The sequence below is a fragment of the Mesorhizobium sp. M0174 genome (assembly GCF_040322275.1).
Taxonomy (GTDB): domain Bacteria; phylum Pseudomonadota; class Alphaproteobacteria; order Rhizobiales; family Rhizobiaceae; genus Mesorhizobium.
In genome coordinates this window covers 227,768-243,982 of sequence record NZ_JAMYTB010000004.1, presented here as the reverse complement: position 1 = coordinate 243,982, position 16,215 = coordinate 227,768, and the positions used below count along the sequence as shown (strand labels likewise).

The 16,215-nt window shown below is 63.0% G+C and carries 13 protein-coding genes; 10 read left to right on the top strand and 3 right to left on the bottom strand.

The window, feature by feature from the left end:
* Positions 1 to 40: 40 nt before the first annotated feature.
* The 3 genes from xdhB to uraH are packed head-to-tail and all read right to left on the bottom strand — an operon-like array spanning position 41 to position 4,249.
* Positions 41 to 2,392, bottom strand: coding sequence for a xanthine dehydrogenase molybdopterin binding subunit (xdhB, locus tag NKJ13_RS10665; RefSeq protein ID WP_352736931.1), 2,352 nt, complete (start codon positions 2,390 to 2,392; stop codon positions 41 to 43).
* Positions 2,392 to 3,873 carry a xanthine dehydrogenase small subunit gene (gene xdhA / locus NKJ13_RS10660; protein WP_352736842.1) on the bottom strand — a complete coding sequence of 494 codons (1,482 nt, stop codon included), beginning with the start codon at positions 3,871 to 3,873 and terminating at the stop codon, positions 2,392 to 2,394. The genes xdhB and xdhA overlap by 1 nt, the downstream gene beginning before the upstream one ends.
* A gap of 1 nt (position 3,874) precedes the next feature.
* On the bottom strand, positions 3,875 to 4,249 hold the full coding sequence (gene uraH, locus NKJ13_RS10655) for a hydroxyisourate hydrolase (protein WP_352777717.1): 375 nt from the start codon (positions 4,247 to 4,249) through the stop codon (positions 3,875 to 3,877).
* 173 nt (positions 4,250 to 4,422) lie between these two features.
* On the opposite strand from uraH, the gene puuE reads away from it, so the two are divergent.
* The 10 genes from puuE to NKJ13_RS10605 all read left to right on the top strand — a co-directional run bounded on the left by puuE (position 4,423) and on the right by NKJ13_RS10605 (position 16,088).
* Positions 4,423 to 5,856, top strand: a complete 1,434-nt coding sequence (gene puuE, locus NKJ13_RS10650) for an allantoinase PuuE (RefSeq protein ID WP_352736840.1) — start codon at positions 4,423 to 4,425, stop codon at positions 5,854 to 5,856.
* A gap of 63 nt (positions 5,857 to 5,919) precedes the next feature.
* Positions 5,920 to 6,768: a bifunctional allantoicase/(S)-ureidoglycine aminohydrolase gene (locus NKJ13_RS10645; RefSeq protein ID WP_502896203.1), complete on the top strand. Its 849-nt coding sequence runs from the start codon at positions 5,920 to 5,922 to the stop codon at positions 6,766 to 6,768.
* Entirely contained in the window at positions 6,765 to 7,268 is a 504-nt protein-coding gene (locus NKJ13_RS10640) for an ureidoglycolate lyase (protein WP_352505910.1), read from the top strand. Before NKJ13_RS10645 ends, NKJ13_RS10640 begins: the two co-directional genes overlap by 4 nt.
* The gene (locus NKJ13_RS10635) at positions 7,268 to 7,861 is read left to right on the top strand and encodes a nucleoside deaminase (protein ID WP_352505911.1); all 594 of its coding nucleotides are present in this window, start codon (positions 7,268 to 7,270) and stop codon (positions 7,859 to 7,861) included. The genes NKJ13_RS10640 and NKJ13_RS10635 overlap by 1 nt, the downstream gene beginning before the upstream one ends.
* 69 nt (positions 7,862 to 7,930) lie before the next feature.
* On the top strand, positions 7,931 to 9,913 hold the full coding sequence (locus tag NKJ13_RS10630; protein ID WP_352686590.1) for a CocE/NonD family hydrolase: 1,983 nt from the start codon (positions 7,931 to 7,933) through the stop codon (positions 9,911 to 9,913).
* Positions 9,914 to 10,068: 155 nt separating this feature from the next.
* Positions 10,069 to 11,655 carry an ABC transporter substrate-binding protein gene (locus NKJ13_RS10625; RefSeq protein ID WP_254816007.1) on the top strand — a complete coding sequence of 529 codons (1,587 nt, stop codon included), beginning with the start codon at positions 10,069 to 10,071 and terminating at the stop codon, positions 11,653 to 11,655.
* Positions 11,656 to 11,671: 16 nt separating this feature from the next.
* Positions 11,672 to 12,631 (top strand): ABC transporter permease, encoded by a 960-nt coding sequence (locus NKJ13_RS10620; RefSeq protein ID WP_352505913.1) that lies wholly within the window; start codon positions 11,672 to 11,674, stop codon positions 12,629 to 12,631.
* 11 nt (positions 12,632 to 12,642) lie between these two features.
* A complete protein-coding gene (locus tag NKJ13_RS10615) occupies positions 12,643 to 13,470 on the top strand; it encodes an ABC transporter permease (protein ID WP_254816006.1) in 828 nt (275 codons plus the stop codon).
* On the top strand, positions 13,470 to 15,155 hold the full coding sequence (locus NKJ13_RS10610) for an ABC transporter ATP-binding protein (RefSeq protein WP_352736838.1): 1,686 nt from the start codon (positions 13,470 to 13,472) through the stop codon (positions 15,153 to 15,155). Before NKJ13_RS10615 ends, NKJ13_RS10610 begins: the two co-directional genes overlap by 1 nt.
* Before the next feature lie 93 nt (positions 15,156 to 15,248).
* Entirely contained in the window at positions 15,249 to 16,088 is an 840-nt protein-coding gene (locus NKJ13_RS10605; protein ID WP_352686584.1) for an alkaline phosphatase family protein, read from the top strand.
* Positions 16,089 to 16,215 lie beyond the last annotated feature (127 nt).

Here is a 16,215-nt window from a genome sequence, read left to right as displayed (position 1 = left end):
AATATAGAGTTTTTCGGCCTGAATTGCACGTTTCCGGGATTCAAGTGCCGGTCTTGGCTTCCCGCTTCAGCCGTTCGATCGCCATCAGCACACGCTCCGGCGTGGCCGGCGGGTCGAGGCGTGGGCAGATCTTGTGGCCGGCAACGCTCGCCACTGCGTCCGACAGCGCATGCAGCACCGACATTGCGAGCGGAAAGGGCGGCTCGCCGACCGCCTTGGAGCGGTACACCGTCGGTTCGCCTGCTTGCGCCCAGTCGGCCAAAGTCACATTAAAAATCTTCGGCCGGTCCGACGCGAGCGGGATCTTGTAGGTCGATGGCGCATGGGTGCGCAGCCGCCCCTTGTCGTCCCACCACAGTTCCTCCGTTGTCAGCCAGCCCATGCCCTGGATGAAGCCGCCCTCGATCTGGCCGAGGTCGATGGCGCGGTTCAGCGAGCGGCCGGTTTCGTGCAGGATATCGGTACGCTCGACGATATATTCGCCGGTCAGCGTGTCGACAGAGACTTCCGAGCACGCGGCGCCATAGGCGAAATAGTAGAAGGGACGGCCCTCGCCCTTGTCGCGGTCCCAATGGATTTTCGGCGTCTTGTAGAAACCCGCCGCTGAAAGCTGGATGCGCGCCATATAGGCCTGCCTGACGAGATCGGCGAAGGCGATCTCCTGGTTGCCGATGCGCACGCGGTTGGGCAGGAACAGCACCTGGTCGCGCGGCACCTGGTATTTCTCGACGGCAAAATTGGTCAACCGGTCCTTGATCTGGCGGGCGGCATTCTGCGCCGCCATGCCGTTGAGATCGGAGCCGGAGGACGCGGCGGTGGCCGAGGTATTCGGCACCTTGCCGGTTGTCGTCGCGGTGATCTTGACCTGATCGAGGTCGATCTGGAACTCTTCCGCCACAACCTGCGCCACCTTGACATAGAGGCCCTGCCCCATCTCGGTGCCGCCGTGATTCAGATGCACCGAACCGTCGGTATAGACATGCACCAGCGCGCCGGCCTGGTTATAATGGGTGGCGGTGAACGAGATGCCGAACTTGACCGGCGTCAGCGCCAGTCCGCGCTTGATGAAGCGGCTGTTGGCATTGAAAGCATCGATGGTGCGGCGGCGCCTCGCATAATTGGAACTCGCCTCCAGCTCGGCGACTATGCGGTGGATGATGTTGTCCTCGACCGTCTGGTGGTAGGGCGTGATGTTGCGGTCTGAGGTGCCGTAGAAATTCTTCTTGCGGATTTCGAGCGGGTCCTTGCCGACGGCAAACGCGACTTCGTCGATGACGCGCTCGGCGCCGACCATGCCTTGCGGGCCGCCGAAGCCGCGAAAGGCGGTGTTCGATACCGTATTGGTGTAGAGCGGCGCCGACTGCGCGTGCACCGCCGGCCAGAAATAGGTGTTGTCGCAATGGAACAGCGCGCGGTCGGTGACCGGGCCGGAGAGGTCGGCCGAGAAGCCGCAGCGCGCCGCGAACATGAAATCTACGCCCAGAATATTGCCCTCATCGTCGAAGCCGACCTCGTAGTCGACGAGGAAATCGTGGCGTTTGCCGGTGGCGATCATGTCGTCGTCGCGGTCGGGCCGGATTTTTACGGCCCGATGATGTTTCTTCGCGGCAATAGCGGCCAATGCCGCAAACTGATTGCCTTGCGTTTCCTTGCCGCCGAAAGCGCCGCCCATCCGGCGGATTTCCACCGTCACCGCGTGGCTCGGCACACCGAGCGCATGGCTGACCATGTGCTGGATTTCGCTCGGGTGCTGGGTCGAGGAATAGATGGTGACGTCGTGGTCCTCGCCGGGGATGGCCAAGGCGATATGGCCTTCGAGATAGAAATGCTCCTGGCCGCCTATGCGCATTTTTCCCTTCAGCCGGCGCGGCGCCGCATAGATCGCAGCCGCTGCATCACCGCGCTTTAGCGTCAGCGGCGGCGTGACCAGCTTGTCTTTCCCGGGATCGAGCTCGCCGATATCGGCGACGAACGGCAATTCCTCGTATTCGACCTTGGCCAGCCTTGTCGCGCGGCGCGCTTGCTCGCGGGTTTCAGCGATGACGCAGAAGATCGGCTGACCGAAAAATTGCACCTTGCCGTCGGCCAGCACCGGCTCGTCGTGACGGCCGGTCGGCGAAATGTCGTTCTCGCCTGGCACGTCGCTCGCGGTCAGCACATCGACGACGCCGGGTGCGGCGCGTACCGCCGAAAGATCCATGCTGGTGATGGTGGCATGCGTCGCCGTCGAAAGCCCAAGGCAGCCGTGCAGCGTGCCGGCCGGTTCCGGCATGTCGTCGATGTAAACGGCCGTGCCACTGACATGCTTGTGCGCGGAATCATGGCGCTGGTCAGTGGCGACGCCGCCGGCGATTTTTTGCGCCTTCAGGTTTGGCGTGGCGTGCTTGTTCATCATGCCGCCTCGTGCCGTGATACCTGGATCGGCGCCCGGGTGCCGGTGGTTTCGGCAAAGAAGCGCAGCAGCAGGTTGCGTGCCGCCAGCGCCCGGTATTCGGCGCTTGCCCGCATGTCGGTAAGCGGGGTGAAATCGCCGGCGTACGCGGCCATCGCCGCCTCGACCGTCGCTTCCGTCCAGGGCCTGCCCAGCAATGCCTTTTCGACGCCAAAGGCGCGCTTCGGCGTTGCCGCCATGCCGCCATAGGCGATGCGCACATCCGCCACCGTGCCATCCTCGGCGAGCTTCAGGAAAAACGCGCCCAGCGCTGCTGTGATGTCTTCGTCGCGGCGCTTGGTGATCTTGTAGACGGCAAATTTCGTCTCGCCGGCCGGCACCGGGACATGCACGGCCTCGACGAATTCGCCGGGCTGCCGGTCCTGTTGGCCATAAGCGATGAAGAAATCCTCCAGCGGGATCGTCCGCCGCTTGTCGCCGCGGCGCAGCGTCAGGCGGGCACCGAGTGCGATCAGCGGCGGCGGCGTGTCGCCGATCGGCGAACCGTTGGCGATATTGCCGCCGATGGTGCCCATGTTGCGCACCTGATCGCCGCCGATGCGATCGAACAGCGGGCCCAGCGCCGGGATGCGTTTCGCCAGCGTCGAGAAGGCCTCGCTATAGGTGACACCGGCGCCGATCGAGATGACGCCCTTGTCCTCGGAAATCCCGCACAGACCATCGAGATTGCCGATGAAAATCGCCGGCGCAATATCGCGCATGTGCTTGGTAACCCAAAGGCCGACATCGGTCGAACCCGCGACGATAGTGGCGCCCGGCTCCTTGACCAGCACGCTGGCCAGATCGTCAGCATTGGCCGGCACGATCAGCCGCTTGTTGGCGGAGCCGATCTCGATGCGCGAACCGTCCTTCATCGCTTCGAGCTTGGCCGTAACTGCCTTGCGCTCCGCCGCCAGCGGATCCTTTGCCGCCTTGCCGTAGCTTGAGATGGCGCGTGCGGCGCGCATGATCGCCTCGTAGCCGGTGCAGCGGCAGAGATTGCCCTGCAGCGCCTTTTCTATTGCCGCGTCCGACGGCTCCGGCGACCGCATCCACAGCGCATAAAGCGACATGACGAATCCCGGCGTGCAGAAGCCGCACTGCGAGCCGTGGAAATCGACCATCGCCTGCTGCACGGGGTGCAGCTTTCCTGCGCCGCCGCGCAGATGCTCGACGGTCACGACATGCGTGCCGTCCAGCGAGCCAAGGAAGCGGATGCAGGCATTGACGCTTTCATAGACCAGTCTGCCGGCCGAGAGCCTGCCGACCAGCACCGTGCAGGCGCCGCAGTCGCCCTCGGCGCAGCCTTCCTTGGTGCCGCTCAGCGAGCGGTCGAGCCGCAGCCAGTCGAGCAGGGTCTGGTCGGGTGCAACCGCGCCGAGCGCGACGTCCTCGCCATTGAGGATGAAGCGGATTTCGTTGCGTGTCTTGATCCCGGCCATCTCAGCTTCCCCGGTAGGTCGAATAGCCGTACGGCGACAGAAGCAGCGGGACATGATAGTGCATCGGCTCGGCCATACCGAAGCGGATCGGCACATGGTCGAGGAAGGCCGGTTCCGCCAGTTTTGTCCCTTGCCCGCGCAGATAATCGCCGGCCGCAAAGACCAGTTCGTATTCGCCGGTGCGGAATTCCGCGCCGGCAAGCAGTGGAGCATCGCAGCGGCCGTCATCATTGGTGACAACGGTTTTCAGATGCGTCCGGGCCTGCCCGCCAAGATGATAGAGCTCGATCGACAGACCGGCCGCCGGTTTGCCGGCCGCTGTGTCGAGGACATGGGTCGTCAGGCGCCCGCCTTCGGCTTTCGACGTTTCCGCCACTGGCTGCTCCATTCCCTGAACGGTCGAACACTATTCATGAATTGTGCGCCAATTAAAGGCGATGCATAAGTCCCGGTCGAGCGGAGCGCGACAAAAACACTTTCAAAAATTTCGGGGGAATGCGCAGGCACTCCTTTCGACTATCCTGATCACAATTTCCGGCAGGAGCAAGAATGCGTTACGAACGAGACATGCGCGGCTACGGAGCCAATCCGCCGGATCCGAAATGGCCCGGCGGGGCGCATGTCGCGGTGCAGTTCGTCGTCAATTACGAAGAGGGCGGCGAGAATTGCGTCCTGCACGGCGACAAGGCTTCGGAAGCCTTCCTGTCCGAGATCGTCGGCGCCGCGCCCTGGCCCGGCCAGCGCCACTGGAACATGGAATCGATCTACGAATACGGCGCCCGAGCCGGCTTCTGGCGATTACTGCGCCTGTTCAGCGAGGCACAGTTGCCGATCACCTGCTATGGCGTGGCCACGGCCCTGGCGCGTTCGCCCGACCAGGTTGCGGCGATGCAGGAGGCCGGCTGGGAGATCGCTTCGCACGGGCTGAAATGGATCGACTACCGCGACCATACCCCGGAAGACGAGCGCCGCGACATGGAGGCGGCGATCCGGCTGCATTATCAGGTCACAGGGGCGCGGCCGACCGGCTGGTACACCGGCCGCACCTCGATCAACACGGTGCGGCTGGCGGCGGAAGAGGGCGGCTTCGACTATGTGTCGGACACATATGACGACGAACTGCCCTACTGGTTCGAGCATGTGACACCGGACGGGTCGGCGAAGCCGCAGCTGATCATCCCCTACACGCTCGACGCCAACGACATGCGCTTTGCCACGCCGCAGGGCTTCAATTCGGGCGACCAGTTCTTTGCCTATCTCAGGGATAGTTTCGATACGCTCTATGCCGAGGGCAAGGCAGGGCGGCGGCGCATGATGAATATCGGCCTGCACTGCCGCCTGGTTGGGCGGCCGGGCCGGGTCGCGGCACTGAAGCGCTTCATCGACTACGTCAAATCGCACGACAAGGTCTGGCTGGCACGGCGCATCGACATTGCAAAACATTGGCAGGAGACGCATCCGTTCCGGTTGCCGGCGCTGCGCCCGTCGAAAATGGCATTCGAGGCCTTCGTCCACACATTCGGCGGCGTGTTCGAGCATTCGCCGTGGGTTGCCGAGCGCGCTTATGGGCTGGAGCTCGGCCCGGCCCATGACAGTGCCGGCGGCCTGCACAATGCGCTCTGCCGCGTGTTTCGCGCAGCAAGCGAGGCCGAGCGGCTTTCCGTGCTCAATGCCCACCCCGATCTTGCCGGAAAACTGGCGCAGGCCAGAAGGTTGACGGACGAATCGGCCAAGGAGCAAGCTTCGGCAGGGCTCGACGCGCTGACCGAGAAGGAGCGCGAGCTGTTCGCAAAACTCAATGCCGCCTACGTCACCAGTTTCGGTTTCCCCTTCATCATCGCGGTGAAAGGCAGGACCAAGGCGGAGATCCTGGCCGAGTTCGAAGCGCGTATCGGCAACAGCCACGACGTCGAATTCGAAACCGCCTGCAGACAGGTCGAGCGCATCGCGCTGCTTCGTCTCAAGGACATGCTTCCGCAATAGGCCTTGGCTGCCGCGATAGGCCCTGGCTTCCGCAACAGGCTTGAATTTATGGATATGATGAAAATGGCCGAGCGAACCTATTATGCGCCGCAAGGCGGACATCCCGGCCAGAGTGAATTGCTGACCGGCCGCGCTGTGTTCACACAGGCCTATGCCGTGATCCCCAAAGGCGTGATGCAGGACATCGTCACCAGCGCTTTGCCGTTCTGGGATGGGACACGGATCTGGGTGCTGTCTCGGCCGCTGTCGGGTTTTGCCGAGACGTTTTCGCAATACATCGTCGAGCTCGCGCCCGGCGGCGGCAGCGACCGCCCTGAGCTTGACGCCGCCGCCGAAGGTGCGCTGTTCGTGGTCGAAGGCGAGCTATGCGTTTCGCTTGCCGGCAAGAAACATAGCTTAAGGCCGGGCGGCTTTGCCTTCCTGCCGCCGGCGAGCGGATGGACGGTGCGCAATGAAAGCGGTGCCGCCGTCCGCTTCCACTGGATCCGCAAGACTTATGACGCAGTCGACGGCATCGACCAGCCGCAAGCGTTCTTCGCCAACGAACAGGACATCGCGCCGACGCCGATGCCGGGTACCGAAGGCCGATGGGCGACGACGCGCTTCGTCGATCCGGCCGACATGCGCCACGACATGCATGTCACCATCGTCACGCTCGAGCCTGGTGCGGTCATTCCCTTCGCCGAGACTCATGTGATGGAGCACGGGCTCTACGTGCTGGAAGGCAAGGCGGTCTACCGCCTCAACCAGGACTGGGTCGAGGTCGAGGCCGGCGACTATATGTGGCTGCGCGCCTTCTGCCCGCAGGCCTGCTATGCCGGCGGCCCCGGAAAATTCCGCTACCTGCTTTACAAGGACGTCAACCGGCATGCCAAGCTTGGCGGCGCCGGCGTCGCGAGGCGCGCGCCATGACCCGAATCGTCGCCCGGCCGCTGACCCGCGAGACCTTCGCCGAATTCGGCGACGTCATCGATATGGGCAGCGACAACCATTATCCGATCAATGGCGGCAAGGCCGAGCGCTACCACGACCTCGCCACCGCGGAAGCACGAGGGCCGAATGCGCGCGTGCTGATCTCCATGGTGCGTGGCACGCCCTATGAACTGCCGTTGAAGCTGACAATGGTGGAGCGCCATCCGTTCGGCAGCCAGGCCTTCATCCCGCTGTCACCACGGCCGTTCCTGGTCGTCGTCTGCCATGATGGCGAGGAAGGACCTGGCGAGCCGCACGCCTTCATCACCGCGCCCGGGCAAGGCGTCAACTACCCGCGCAATCTGTGGCACGGCGTGCTGACGCCGATCGGCGACGTCCAGGATTTTGTGGTCGTCGACCGCGGCGGCGACGGCTCCAATCTCGAAGAGTGTCATTTCTCGCATCCTTACGAAATCCATCTTCCCGACGGGAGCCGGTGATGACCGACAGTTCGCTGATCGATCGCCTGCTCGATGTCATCGAGCACGACATCGTGCCGAAGACCGTCGAAGGCGTCGCGCACGGCAACAAACTGTTCGGCGCGGCGATCCTGCGCAAGGACGACCGTTCGCTGGTGCTTGCCGAAACCAACAACGAGATCGAAAATCCGCTCTGGCACGGCGAGATGCACTGCCTGAAGCGCTTCTACGAAATGCCTAAGGCCGAACGCGTCGATACCAAGAACGCGATCTTTCTTGCCACGCACGAACCCTGCTCGCTCTGCCTGTCGGCGATCACCTGGACCGGCTTCGACAATTTCTACTATCTTTTCAGCCATGAGGATTCGCGCGACAGCTTCGACATCCCGCACGATCTGAAGATCCTGAAGGAGGTCTTCACCCTCGATCCCGGCGGCTACAATGCCGAGAATGCCTACTGGAGGAGCTTTTCGATCCGCAAATTGGTGCGATCGCTGCCTGAGACCGAACGCCTGCGACTGGAGACGCGGATCGGCAAAATCTCCGCACGCTACGACGAACTGTCCGGCGCCTACCAGGCTAGCAAGGCCGACAACGACATTCCGCTGAGTTGACGCGGATTGACCAGCCGAATTCGTTGGCTGGCCCACGACGCATCGGCAGCGGCTCCATCATGTGGCCGCATGAAAACCGTCACTGAATTCCCGCGCAAGGTCGTTGAATTTCCCGACATGGGGATCATCATGCCGGACGGCTGCCGGCTGTCGGCGCGGGTGTGGATGCCGGCCGATGCCGCCGACGATCCGGTGCCGGCAATCCTCGAACACCTGCCCTATCGCAAGCGCGACGGCACGATCTATCGTGATCAGCTGACGCATCCCTATTTTGCCGGCCATGGCTACGCCTCGATCCGCGTCGACATGCGCGGCAATGGCGATTCCGAAGGGCTGATGGACGACGAATATTCCGAGCAGGAATTGCAGGACGCTTGCGACGTCATCGCCTGGGCGGCGGACCAGCCCTGGTGCAACGGCAATGTCGGCATGATGGGCATTTCGTGGGGCGGCTTCAACTGCCTGCAGGTGGCGTCTAAGCAGCCGCCAGCGCTGAAGGCGGTCATCAGTCTCTGTTCGACGGTCGACCGCTATGCCGACGACATCCACTACAAGGGCGGCTGCCTGCTGATCGAGAATTTCGGCTGGGCCTCGACCATGCTGTCCTATTCGTCAAGGCCGCCGGATCCGTTGCTGGCCGGCGACAACAGATGGCGCGACCTGTGGCTGACCAGGCTGGAGAACCAGCCCTTTCTGGCACCGCTGTGGCTGAAGCACCAATATCGCGATGCCTATTGGAAGCGCGGCTCGATCTGCGAGGACTATTCCGCCATCCATGCCGCGGTGCTGTCGATCGGCGGCTGGCATGACGGCTATCGCAATACGATTTCCCATCTCGCCGCCAATATCGAGGCACCGGTCAAGGGCATCGTCGGCCCGTGGATCCACAAATACCCGCATTACGCCGCGCCCGAACCGCGCATCGGCTTCCTGCAGGAGGCCTTGCGCTGGTGGGACCGCTGGCTCAAGGACATCGACACCGGCGTCGAGGCCGACCCCGCCTACCGCGCCTATCTCATGGACAGCGTGCGTCCGGCGCGCTGGCATCCCGCGCGGCCGGGCCGCTGGGTCGCTGAATCGGAATGGCCGTCACCCAACATCCGGACGCAAGAGGTTGAGCTTATCGCTGAAGGCAATCACGCTATCGTCGCGTCGCCGCAAAACTGCGGCCTTGCCGGCGGCGAATATTTCCCCTTCACCTTCGGCCCGGAACTGCCGGGTGACCAGCGCCCCGACGACGCGCTGTCGGTGTGTTTCGACCAGCCGGTGCTGACCGAAGCGATCGACATTGTCGGTGCTCCCGAAGTTTTGGTCAGAGTCTCGTCGGACCGGCGCCAGGCGAACATCGCGGTTCGGCTGTGCGACGTCCACCCGGACGGAGCGTCGGAGCTGATCTCGTACGGCGTGCTTAACCTTACGCATCGCAACTCGCACGAATTTCCCGAAGCGCTGGTGCCCGGCGAAACCGTCAGCGCCCGGGTGGTGCTCGACCAATGCGCCTATCGGGCGCCGGCCGGCCACCGCTTGCGCGTTGCCATCTCCAACAGCTATTGGCCGATGATCTGGCCGTCGCCGGAGCCGGTCCGGCTCGAATTGTCGGCCGCGACATTGATGCTGCCGCTGCGCCCGCCGGCGACGGGCGATGAGGTCACCTTCCCCGCCCCCGAAGGCGCGACGCCCTGGGCAACGGAGACACTTCGGCCCGCCAATTCCGAACGTCATGTCGATCGCGACGAAAAGACCGGACTGATCACGCTTTCCATCGTCGACGATTTCGGCGAAGTGCGCGACCTGGAGCATGGCCTCACCCACGGGAGCATCGCCAGAGAGACATGGGCGATCCATCCCGACAATCCGCTGTCAGCGTCGGGCAAGACGCATTGGACCCAGACGCTGTCGCGAAATGAATGGTCGATGCGCACCGAAACGTTCGCCGAAATGCGCTCCGACGCGCAAAGCTTCATGGTTAGCGCCAGAATTGAAGCCTATGAAGGCGAGAAACTGGTCTTCGAGCGCAACTTCAAGGAGAAAATCCCGCGCGTACTGCTTTGAGCGCTTATAGCGATTGGTCCAATTGCGACGCACGATTTACGCCACGGCATGTCGCATTCGGTCTTGCTTACCGCTTTCCCTTACGGTCATTATTCTCCCGATCGAAATGAGAAAAAACGACCATAAGGTCGGACCAACAGAGTGAGGAACTTAACATGTCGAACGAACTGGAATATCTGAGCCGGCGCGTTGCGTCCGGCAAGCTGAGCCGTCGCGATTTTCTCGGCCGGGCAGCTGCGCTTGGCGTCACCGCAACCTTCGCCAATTCGCTGCTATCCAGCGCTTCCCGCGCGGCGGGTCCGGTCAAGGGCGGCACGCTGAAGGCCGGCCTGGTCGGTGGCGAGTCCACCAACAGTCTCGATCCGGCGCTGTTCATGACGCAGGTGCCGTTCGCCTTCGGCAAGATGTGGGGCGAACTGATCGTCGAACTGTCTCCTGAAGGCAAGCTCGAGAACCGCATTGCCGAGGAGATCGGCTCGTCGGACGACGCCAAGACCTGGACGCTGAAGATCCGCGATGGCGTCGAGTTCCACAACGGCAAGAAGGTGACCGCAGAGGACGTGGCCGCCACCCTCGAACGCCATTCGGACGAGAAGTCGAAGTCCGGCGCGCTCGGTTATATGAAAGGCATCGAGAGCATAAAGGCCAGCGGCAAGGAAGTGGTGCTGACGCTGAAGGAGCCGAATGCCGATCTTCCCTATCTGCTTAGCGACTATCACCTGATCATCCAGCCGAACGGCGGCAAGGATAAGGCCGATGCCGGTATCTCGGCGGGTCCTTACAAGGTCACCACCAACGAGCCCGGCGTGCGCCATGGCGGCGAGCGCTTCGCCAATTACTGGCAGGGCGACAAGATGGGCCATGCCGACCAGATCGAGATCATCGTCATCAACGACGCCACGGCGCGTACGGCGGCGCTGCAGGGCGGCCAGGTCCACATGATCAACCGCGTCGAGCCGAAGATCGTCGATCTGATCAAGCGTGTGCCCGGCGTCACCATCCGCAACCATTCGGGACCGGGCCACTACGTTTTCATCATGCACTGCGACACCGCGCCGTTCGACAACAACGACTTGCGCATGGCGTTGAAGCTGGCGATCGACCGCGAGGAAATGCTGAACAAGGTGCTGCGTGGCTATGGCTCGCTCGGCAACGACTTCCCGATCAATGCATCGTACCCGCTATTCACCGAGATCGAGCAGCGCAAATACGATCCCGACAAGGCCAAGTTCCACTACAAGAAGTCGGGCCATGACGGTGCCGTCCTGCTCCGGACGTCGGATGTCGCCTTCCCCGGTGCCGTCGATGCCGCACAGCTGTTCCAGCAAAGCGCGGCCAAGGCCGGCATCAAGCTGGAGATCAAGCGCGAACCGGGCGACGGCTACTGGTCGGAAGTCTGGAACAAGCAGCCGTTCTGCGCCTCCTACTGGGGTGGCCGGTCGACGCAGGACCAGATGTACTCTACCGCCTATCTGTCGACGGCCGACTGGAACGACACACGGTTCAAGCGTCCGGATTTCGACAAGATGGTGCTGGCGGCTCGCGCCGAGCTTGACGAGGCCAAGCGCAAGGCAATGTACCACGACATGGCTGTGATGGTGCGCGACGAGGGCGGCCTGATTCTGCCGATGTTCAATCAGTTCATCGACGCGACGGGCGCCAAGGTTGCCGGCTGGGTGGATGATCCGCATCAGGAGTTGATGAACGGATATGCTCTGGCGAAGTGCTGGCTCGAAGCCTGAGCCCGGCCTTGCGGATATGTCCTCACCCATCGTGAAACTGGTGGCCCAGCGCATTGCGCTGGGCATCATCCTTCTATTGGCCGTTTCGGTCCTGATCTTCGCCGGCACCCAGATCCTGCCCGGCGACGTCGCGCAAGCCATTCTCGGGCAGTCGGCAACACCGGAGTCGCTCGCCAATCTGCGCGAGCAGCTCGGCCTCAATGATCCCGCCTACATCCGTTATTTTCGCTGGCTCGGCGGCATCCTGACCGGTGATCTCGGCACGGCTATGTCGAGCGGTCAGGATATCGCAACCTCGATCAAGGGAAGGCTGTGGAACACGCTGTTCCTCGCCTTCTGGGCGGCGATCGTCGCGGTGCCGCTGGCGATCATCCTCGGGCTGATCGCGGTGCGTTACCGCAATGGCTGGGTCGACAAGCTGATCTCGGGACTGGCGCTGGCCTCGACGTCCTTCCCGGAATTCTTCGTCGGCTATGTGCTCGTCTTTTTCTTCGCAGTGCAACATCAATGGTTTCCCGCCATTTCCACCGTCTATGAGGGGATGCCGTTCGGCGAACGCATCCAGGCCATAGCACTGCCGGCGGCGGCGCTGACCCTGGTGGTGCTCGCCCATATGATGCGCATGACGCGCGCTGCGATCCTCAACGTCATGCAGTCGGCCTATGTCGAGACGGCGGAGCTCAAGGGGCTTTCGGCCTTCGCGGTTATCCGCAGGCATGCCTTCCCCAATGCGATTGCGCCGATCATCAACGTCGTCATGCTCAACCTTGCCTATCTGATCGTCGGCGTCGTCGTCGTCGAAGTGATCTTCGTCTATCCGGGTATGGGGCAATACTTGGTCGACCACGTCACCAAGCGTGACGTGCCTGTGGTGCAGGCGGTCGGGCTGATCTTCGCCGCCGTCTACATCAGCCTGAACATCATCGCGGACATTGCGGCAATCGTCGCCAATCCGCGCCTCAGACATCCGAAATGAGGGGGTCGGGTATGCTCGTCATCAAACGCATTCCCATCCCGGCGCTGGTCGGACTGGTGTTGACGGCGCTGTTTGTGTTGGCGGCGATCTTTGCGCCGTGGATCGCGCCGCACGGCAATGCCGAGATCGTCAGCGACGTCCCTTGGGAGCCAATGTCGGCGGCGCATTGGCTGGGCACCGACAATCTCGGCCGCGATCTGTTGTCGCGCATGATCTATGGCGCCCGCATCACTCTGTTCATCGCGGTGCTGGCGACGGCGCTGTCGTTCTCGCTCGGCGCCATCCTCGGCTTCTCGGCAGCGGTTTTCGGTGGCTGGTTCGACACGCTGCTGTCGCGTCTCGTCGATCTCCTAATGTCGATCCCGACGCTGATCATGGCCCTTGTCGTGCTGTCGGTGCTGCCATCCAATCTGGTGACGCTGATCCTGGTCATGGGCGTTCTCGACTCGACCCGCGTCTACCGCCTGTCGAGGGCGGTCGCCGTTGACATCAACGTCATGGATTACGTCGAGGCGGCCAAATTGCGCGGCGAAGGCAGCGGCTGGATCATCTTTCGCGAAATCCTGCCCAACGCGCTGTCGCCGCTGGTTTCGGAACTCGGCCTGCGCTTCATCTATGCCGTGCTGTTCCTGTCGACGCTGTCCTTCCTCGGTCTTGGCGTGCAGCCGCCGGACGCCGATTGGGGCGGCATGGTCAAGGAAAACAAGGATGGCATCGTCTTCGGCATAGGCGCCGCCCTCATTCCGGCGGCGGCGATCGCAGCGCTGGCAATTTCCGTCAATCTCGTCGCCGACTGGGTGCTCAACCGCACGACAAGCCTGAAGGGAGGACGCGGGTAATGGCCGACAAGCAACCGAAGCCCGGGCAACCGAAGCCCGGGCAACCGAAGTCCGGCGTGCTGCTCGACATCCGCAATCTGCGCATCGAGGCCACGGTATATCCGCCGGGCGAGGCGCCGAAGAACATCGTGCTGGTGCACGATGTCTCGCTGACGCTCGAAAAGGGCAAGGTGCTCGGATTGATCGGCGAGTCCGGCGCCGGCAAATCGACCATCGGCCTGTCGTCGATGGGTTACGGCCGCGGCGGCGTGCGCATCACCGGCGGCGAGGTCATCCTCAATGGCCGCGACATCCTGAAGGGCGGCAACGAAGGGTTCCGCAAATTGCGCGGCCGCGAGGTCTGCTATGTCGCGCAATCGGCGGCAGCGGCCTTCAATCCGGCGCACAGGCTGATGGACCAGGTGGTCGAGGCAGCACTCCTGCACGGTACGGCGACGCGGGCCGAAGCCGAAAAGCGCGCCGTGGCGCTGTTCAAGAAGCTCAGCCTGCCGAACCCCGAAAGCATCGGCGAGCGCTTCCCCCACCAGGTGTCGGGCGGTCAGCTGCAGCGCGTGATGACGGCAATGGCGCTGTGCTCGGAACCCGACCTGATCGTCTTCGACGAGCCGACCACGGCGCTCGACGTGACGACGCAGATCGACGTGTTAGCGGCGATCAAGGATGCCATCCGCGACACGCATGTGGCGGCACTCTACATCACCCATGACCTTGCCGTCGTCGCCCAGGTCTCGGACGAGATCATGGTGCTGCGCCACGGCCGGCTGGTCGAATGGGGCGGCACGCGCCAGATCATCAAGGAGCCGCGCCAGGAATACACCAACGCGCTGGTTTCGGTGCATGAGATCGAACATCAGGAGCAGAAGCCCGGCCCGAGCCCGTTCCTGTCGGTCAAGAACATCACCGCCGCCTATGGCCGCAGCCACATCAAGGTGCTGAAGAACGTCTCGGTCGATATTTTCCCGGGCCAGACGCTGGCGGTGGTCGGCGAGTCCGGCTCCGGCAAATCGACGCTGGCGCGCGCCATCACCGGCCTCCTGCCGCCCGAACAAGGCACCGTCACCTTCGACGGACGGCCGCTCGCCAACCGGCTTGCCGACCGGCCGAAGGAGGATCTGCGCCAGTTGCAGATGATCTATCAGATGGCCGATGTCGCGATGAATCCGCGCCAGACGGTCGGCACCATCATCGGCCGGCCGCTGGAATTCTATTTTGGGATGCGCGGGCGCGAGCGCGACAAACGGGTCGCCGAACTGCTCGACAAGATCGAAATGGGTAAAGGCTATGTCGACCGCTATCCGGCCGAGCTTTCGGGCGGCCAGAAGCAGCGCGTCTGCATCGCTCGTTCGCTCGCCGCCAAGCCGAAGCTCATCATCTGCGACGAGGTGACATCGGCGCTCGACCCGTTGGTGGCCCACGGCATACTGGAGCTGTTGCTCGAGCTGCAGAAAGAGGAAAACGTCGCTTATCTGTTCATCACTCATGATCTCGCAACAGTGAAGTCGATCGCCGATTCGATCGCGGTGATGTATCGCGGCGAGGTGGTGCGCTACGGCCCCAAGAGCAAGGTTCTGACGCCGCCGTTCGACGCCTACACAGACCTTTTGCTGTCGTCGGTGCCCGAAATGGAGATTGGCTGGTTAGAGAAAGCGATCAAGGGACGGCGCATGGCCAGCGCGGGGAACTAGCCGGCTGCCCCTTGTGCCCGACGATCCTGTCCGGGCGTGGATTGAACGGCAGGCCCGCCCTGACTTTTCCGATCAAGCCGCATGGAGGCGCCCTTGGCGCTCAACACAAAACTTCTGCTCATCATCCTAGACGGCGTGCCTTACCGGAACTGGCGACGGCTGATGGGCAATCTCGAAGGCTGGGTGCAATCCGGCGACGCGCGCGTGTGGAAGATGCGCTCCGTGCTGCCGTCGACCTCGGCATCCTGCTATGCCTCGATCCACACCGGCGTGCCGCCTCAAGTGCACGGCATCCTGTCCAACGAGAACCGGTTTCGCGTCGAACAGCCGGACATTTTTTCCGAAGTCAGTAGGGCCGGCGGCAAGACGGGTGCGGTCACCCATTCCTACTGGTCCGAATTCTTCCGAGCCTATCCGTTCGACCTGGTTGAGGACATAGAGTTCGACCAGCCGGGCAGGCCGATCAGCCATGGCCGGTTCCACACCATGACCGGCTACAACGCCAGCAACCAGATGACGCCGAGCGACGTCGACCTGTTCGCGACGTTGACCCTGCTGACCAGGCGCTACGGCATCGACTACGGCATCCTGCACAGCTGCACGCTGGACTCGATGGGCCACCGGTTCGGCCATGACTGCCGCGAGATGGATCATGCCGTCTATGCAATAGACGCCATGCTCGCCGGCTTCCTGCCGCGCTGGCGGGAGGCCGGCTACGAGGTGATCGTCACAGCCGATCATGGCCAGACCGATCGCGGCCATCACGGTGGCCACGACGAAGAGATGCAGGATTTCGCACTTTATTACTTCGGATCGGGCGAGGGCCCGGAGGCCAATACGCTGCTCGATCAGCTGCAGCTCGCGCCGACAGTGCTTGCGCGCCTCGGCGTGCCGGTGCCGGTCACCATGAAGGCAAAGCCGTTCCTGAGTTGAGCGCGCGCCCTCTTCTCCCTCTGGCGACGCTCCCGCTCTTCAGTTAGCCTCCGCAAATATACCGGCGGATGCGGTGAACCTTTTTGGGCCGATCAGCGACAGAGCAGGCAGGAGCCAGGCGGCTCGA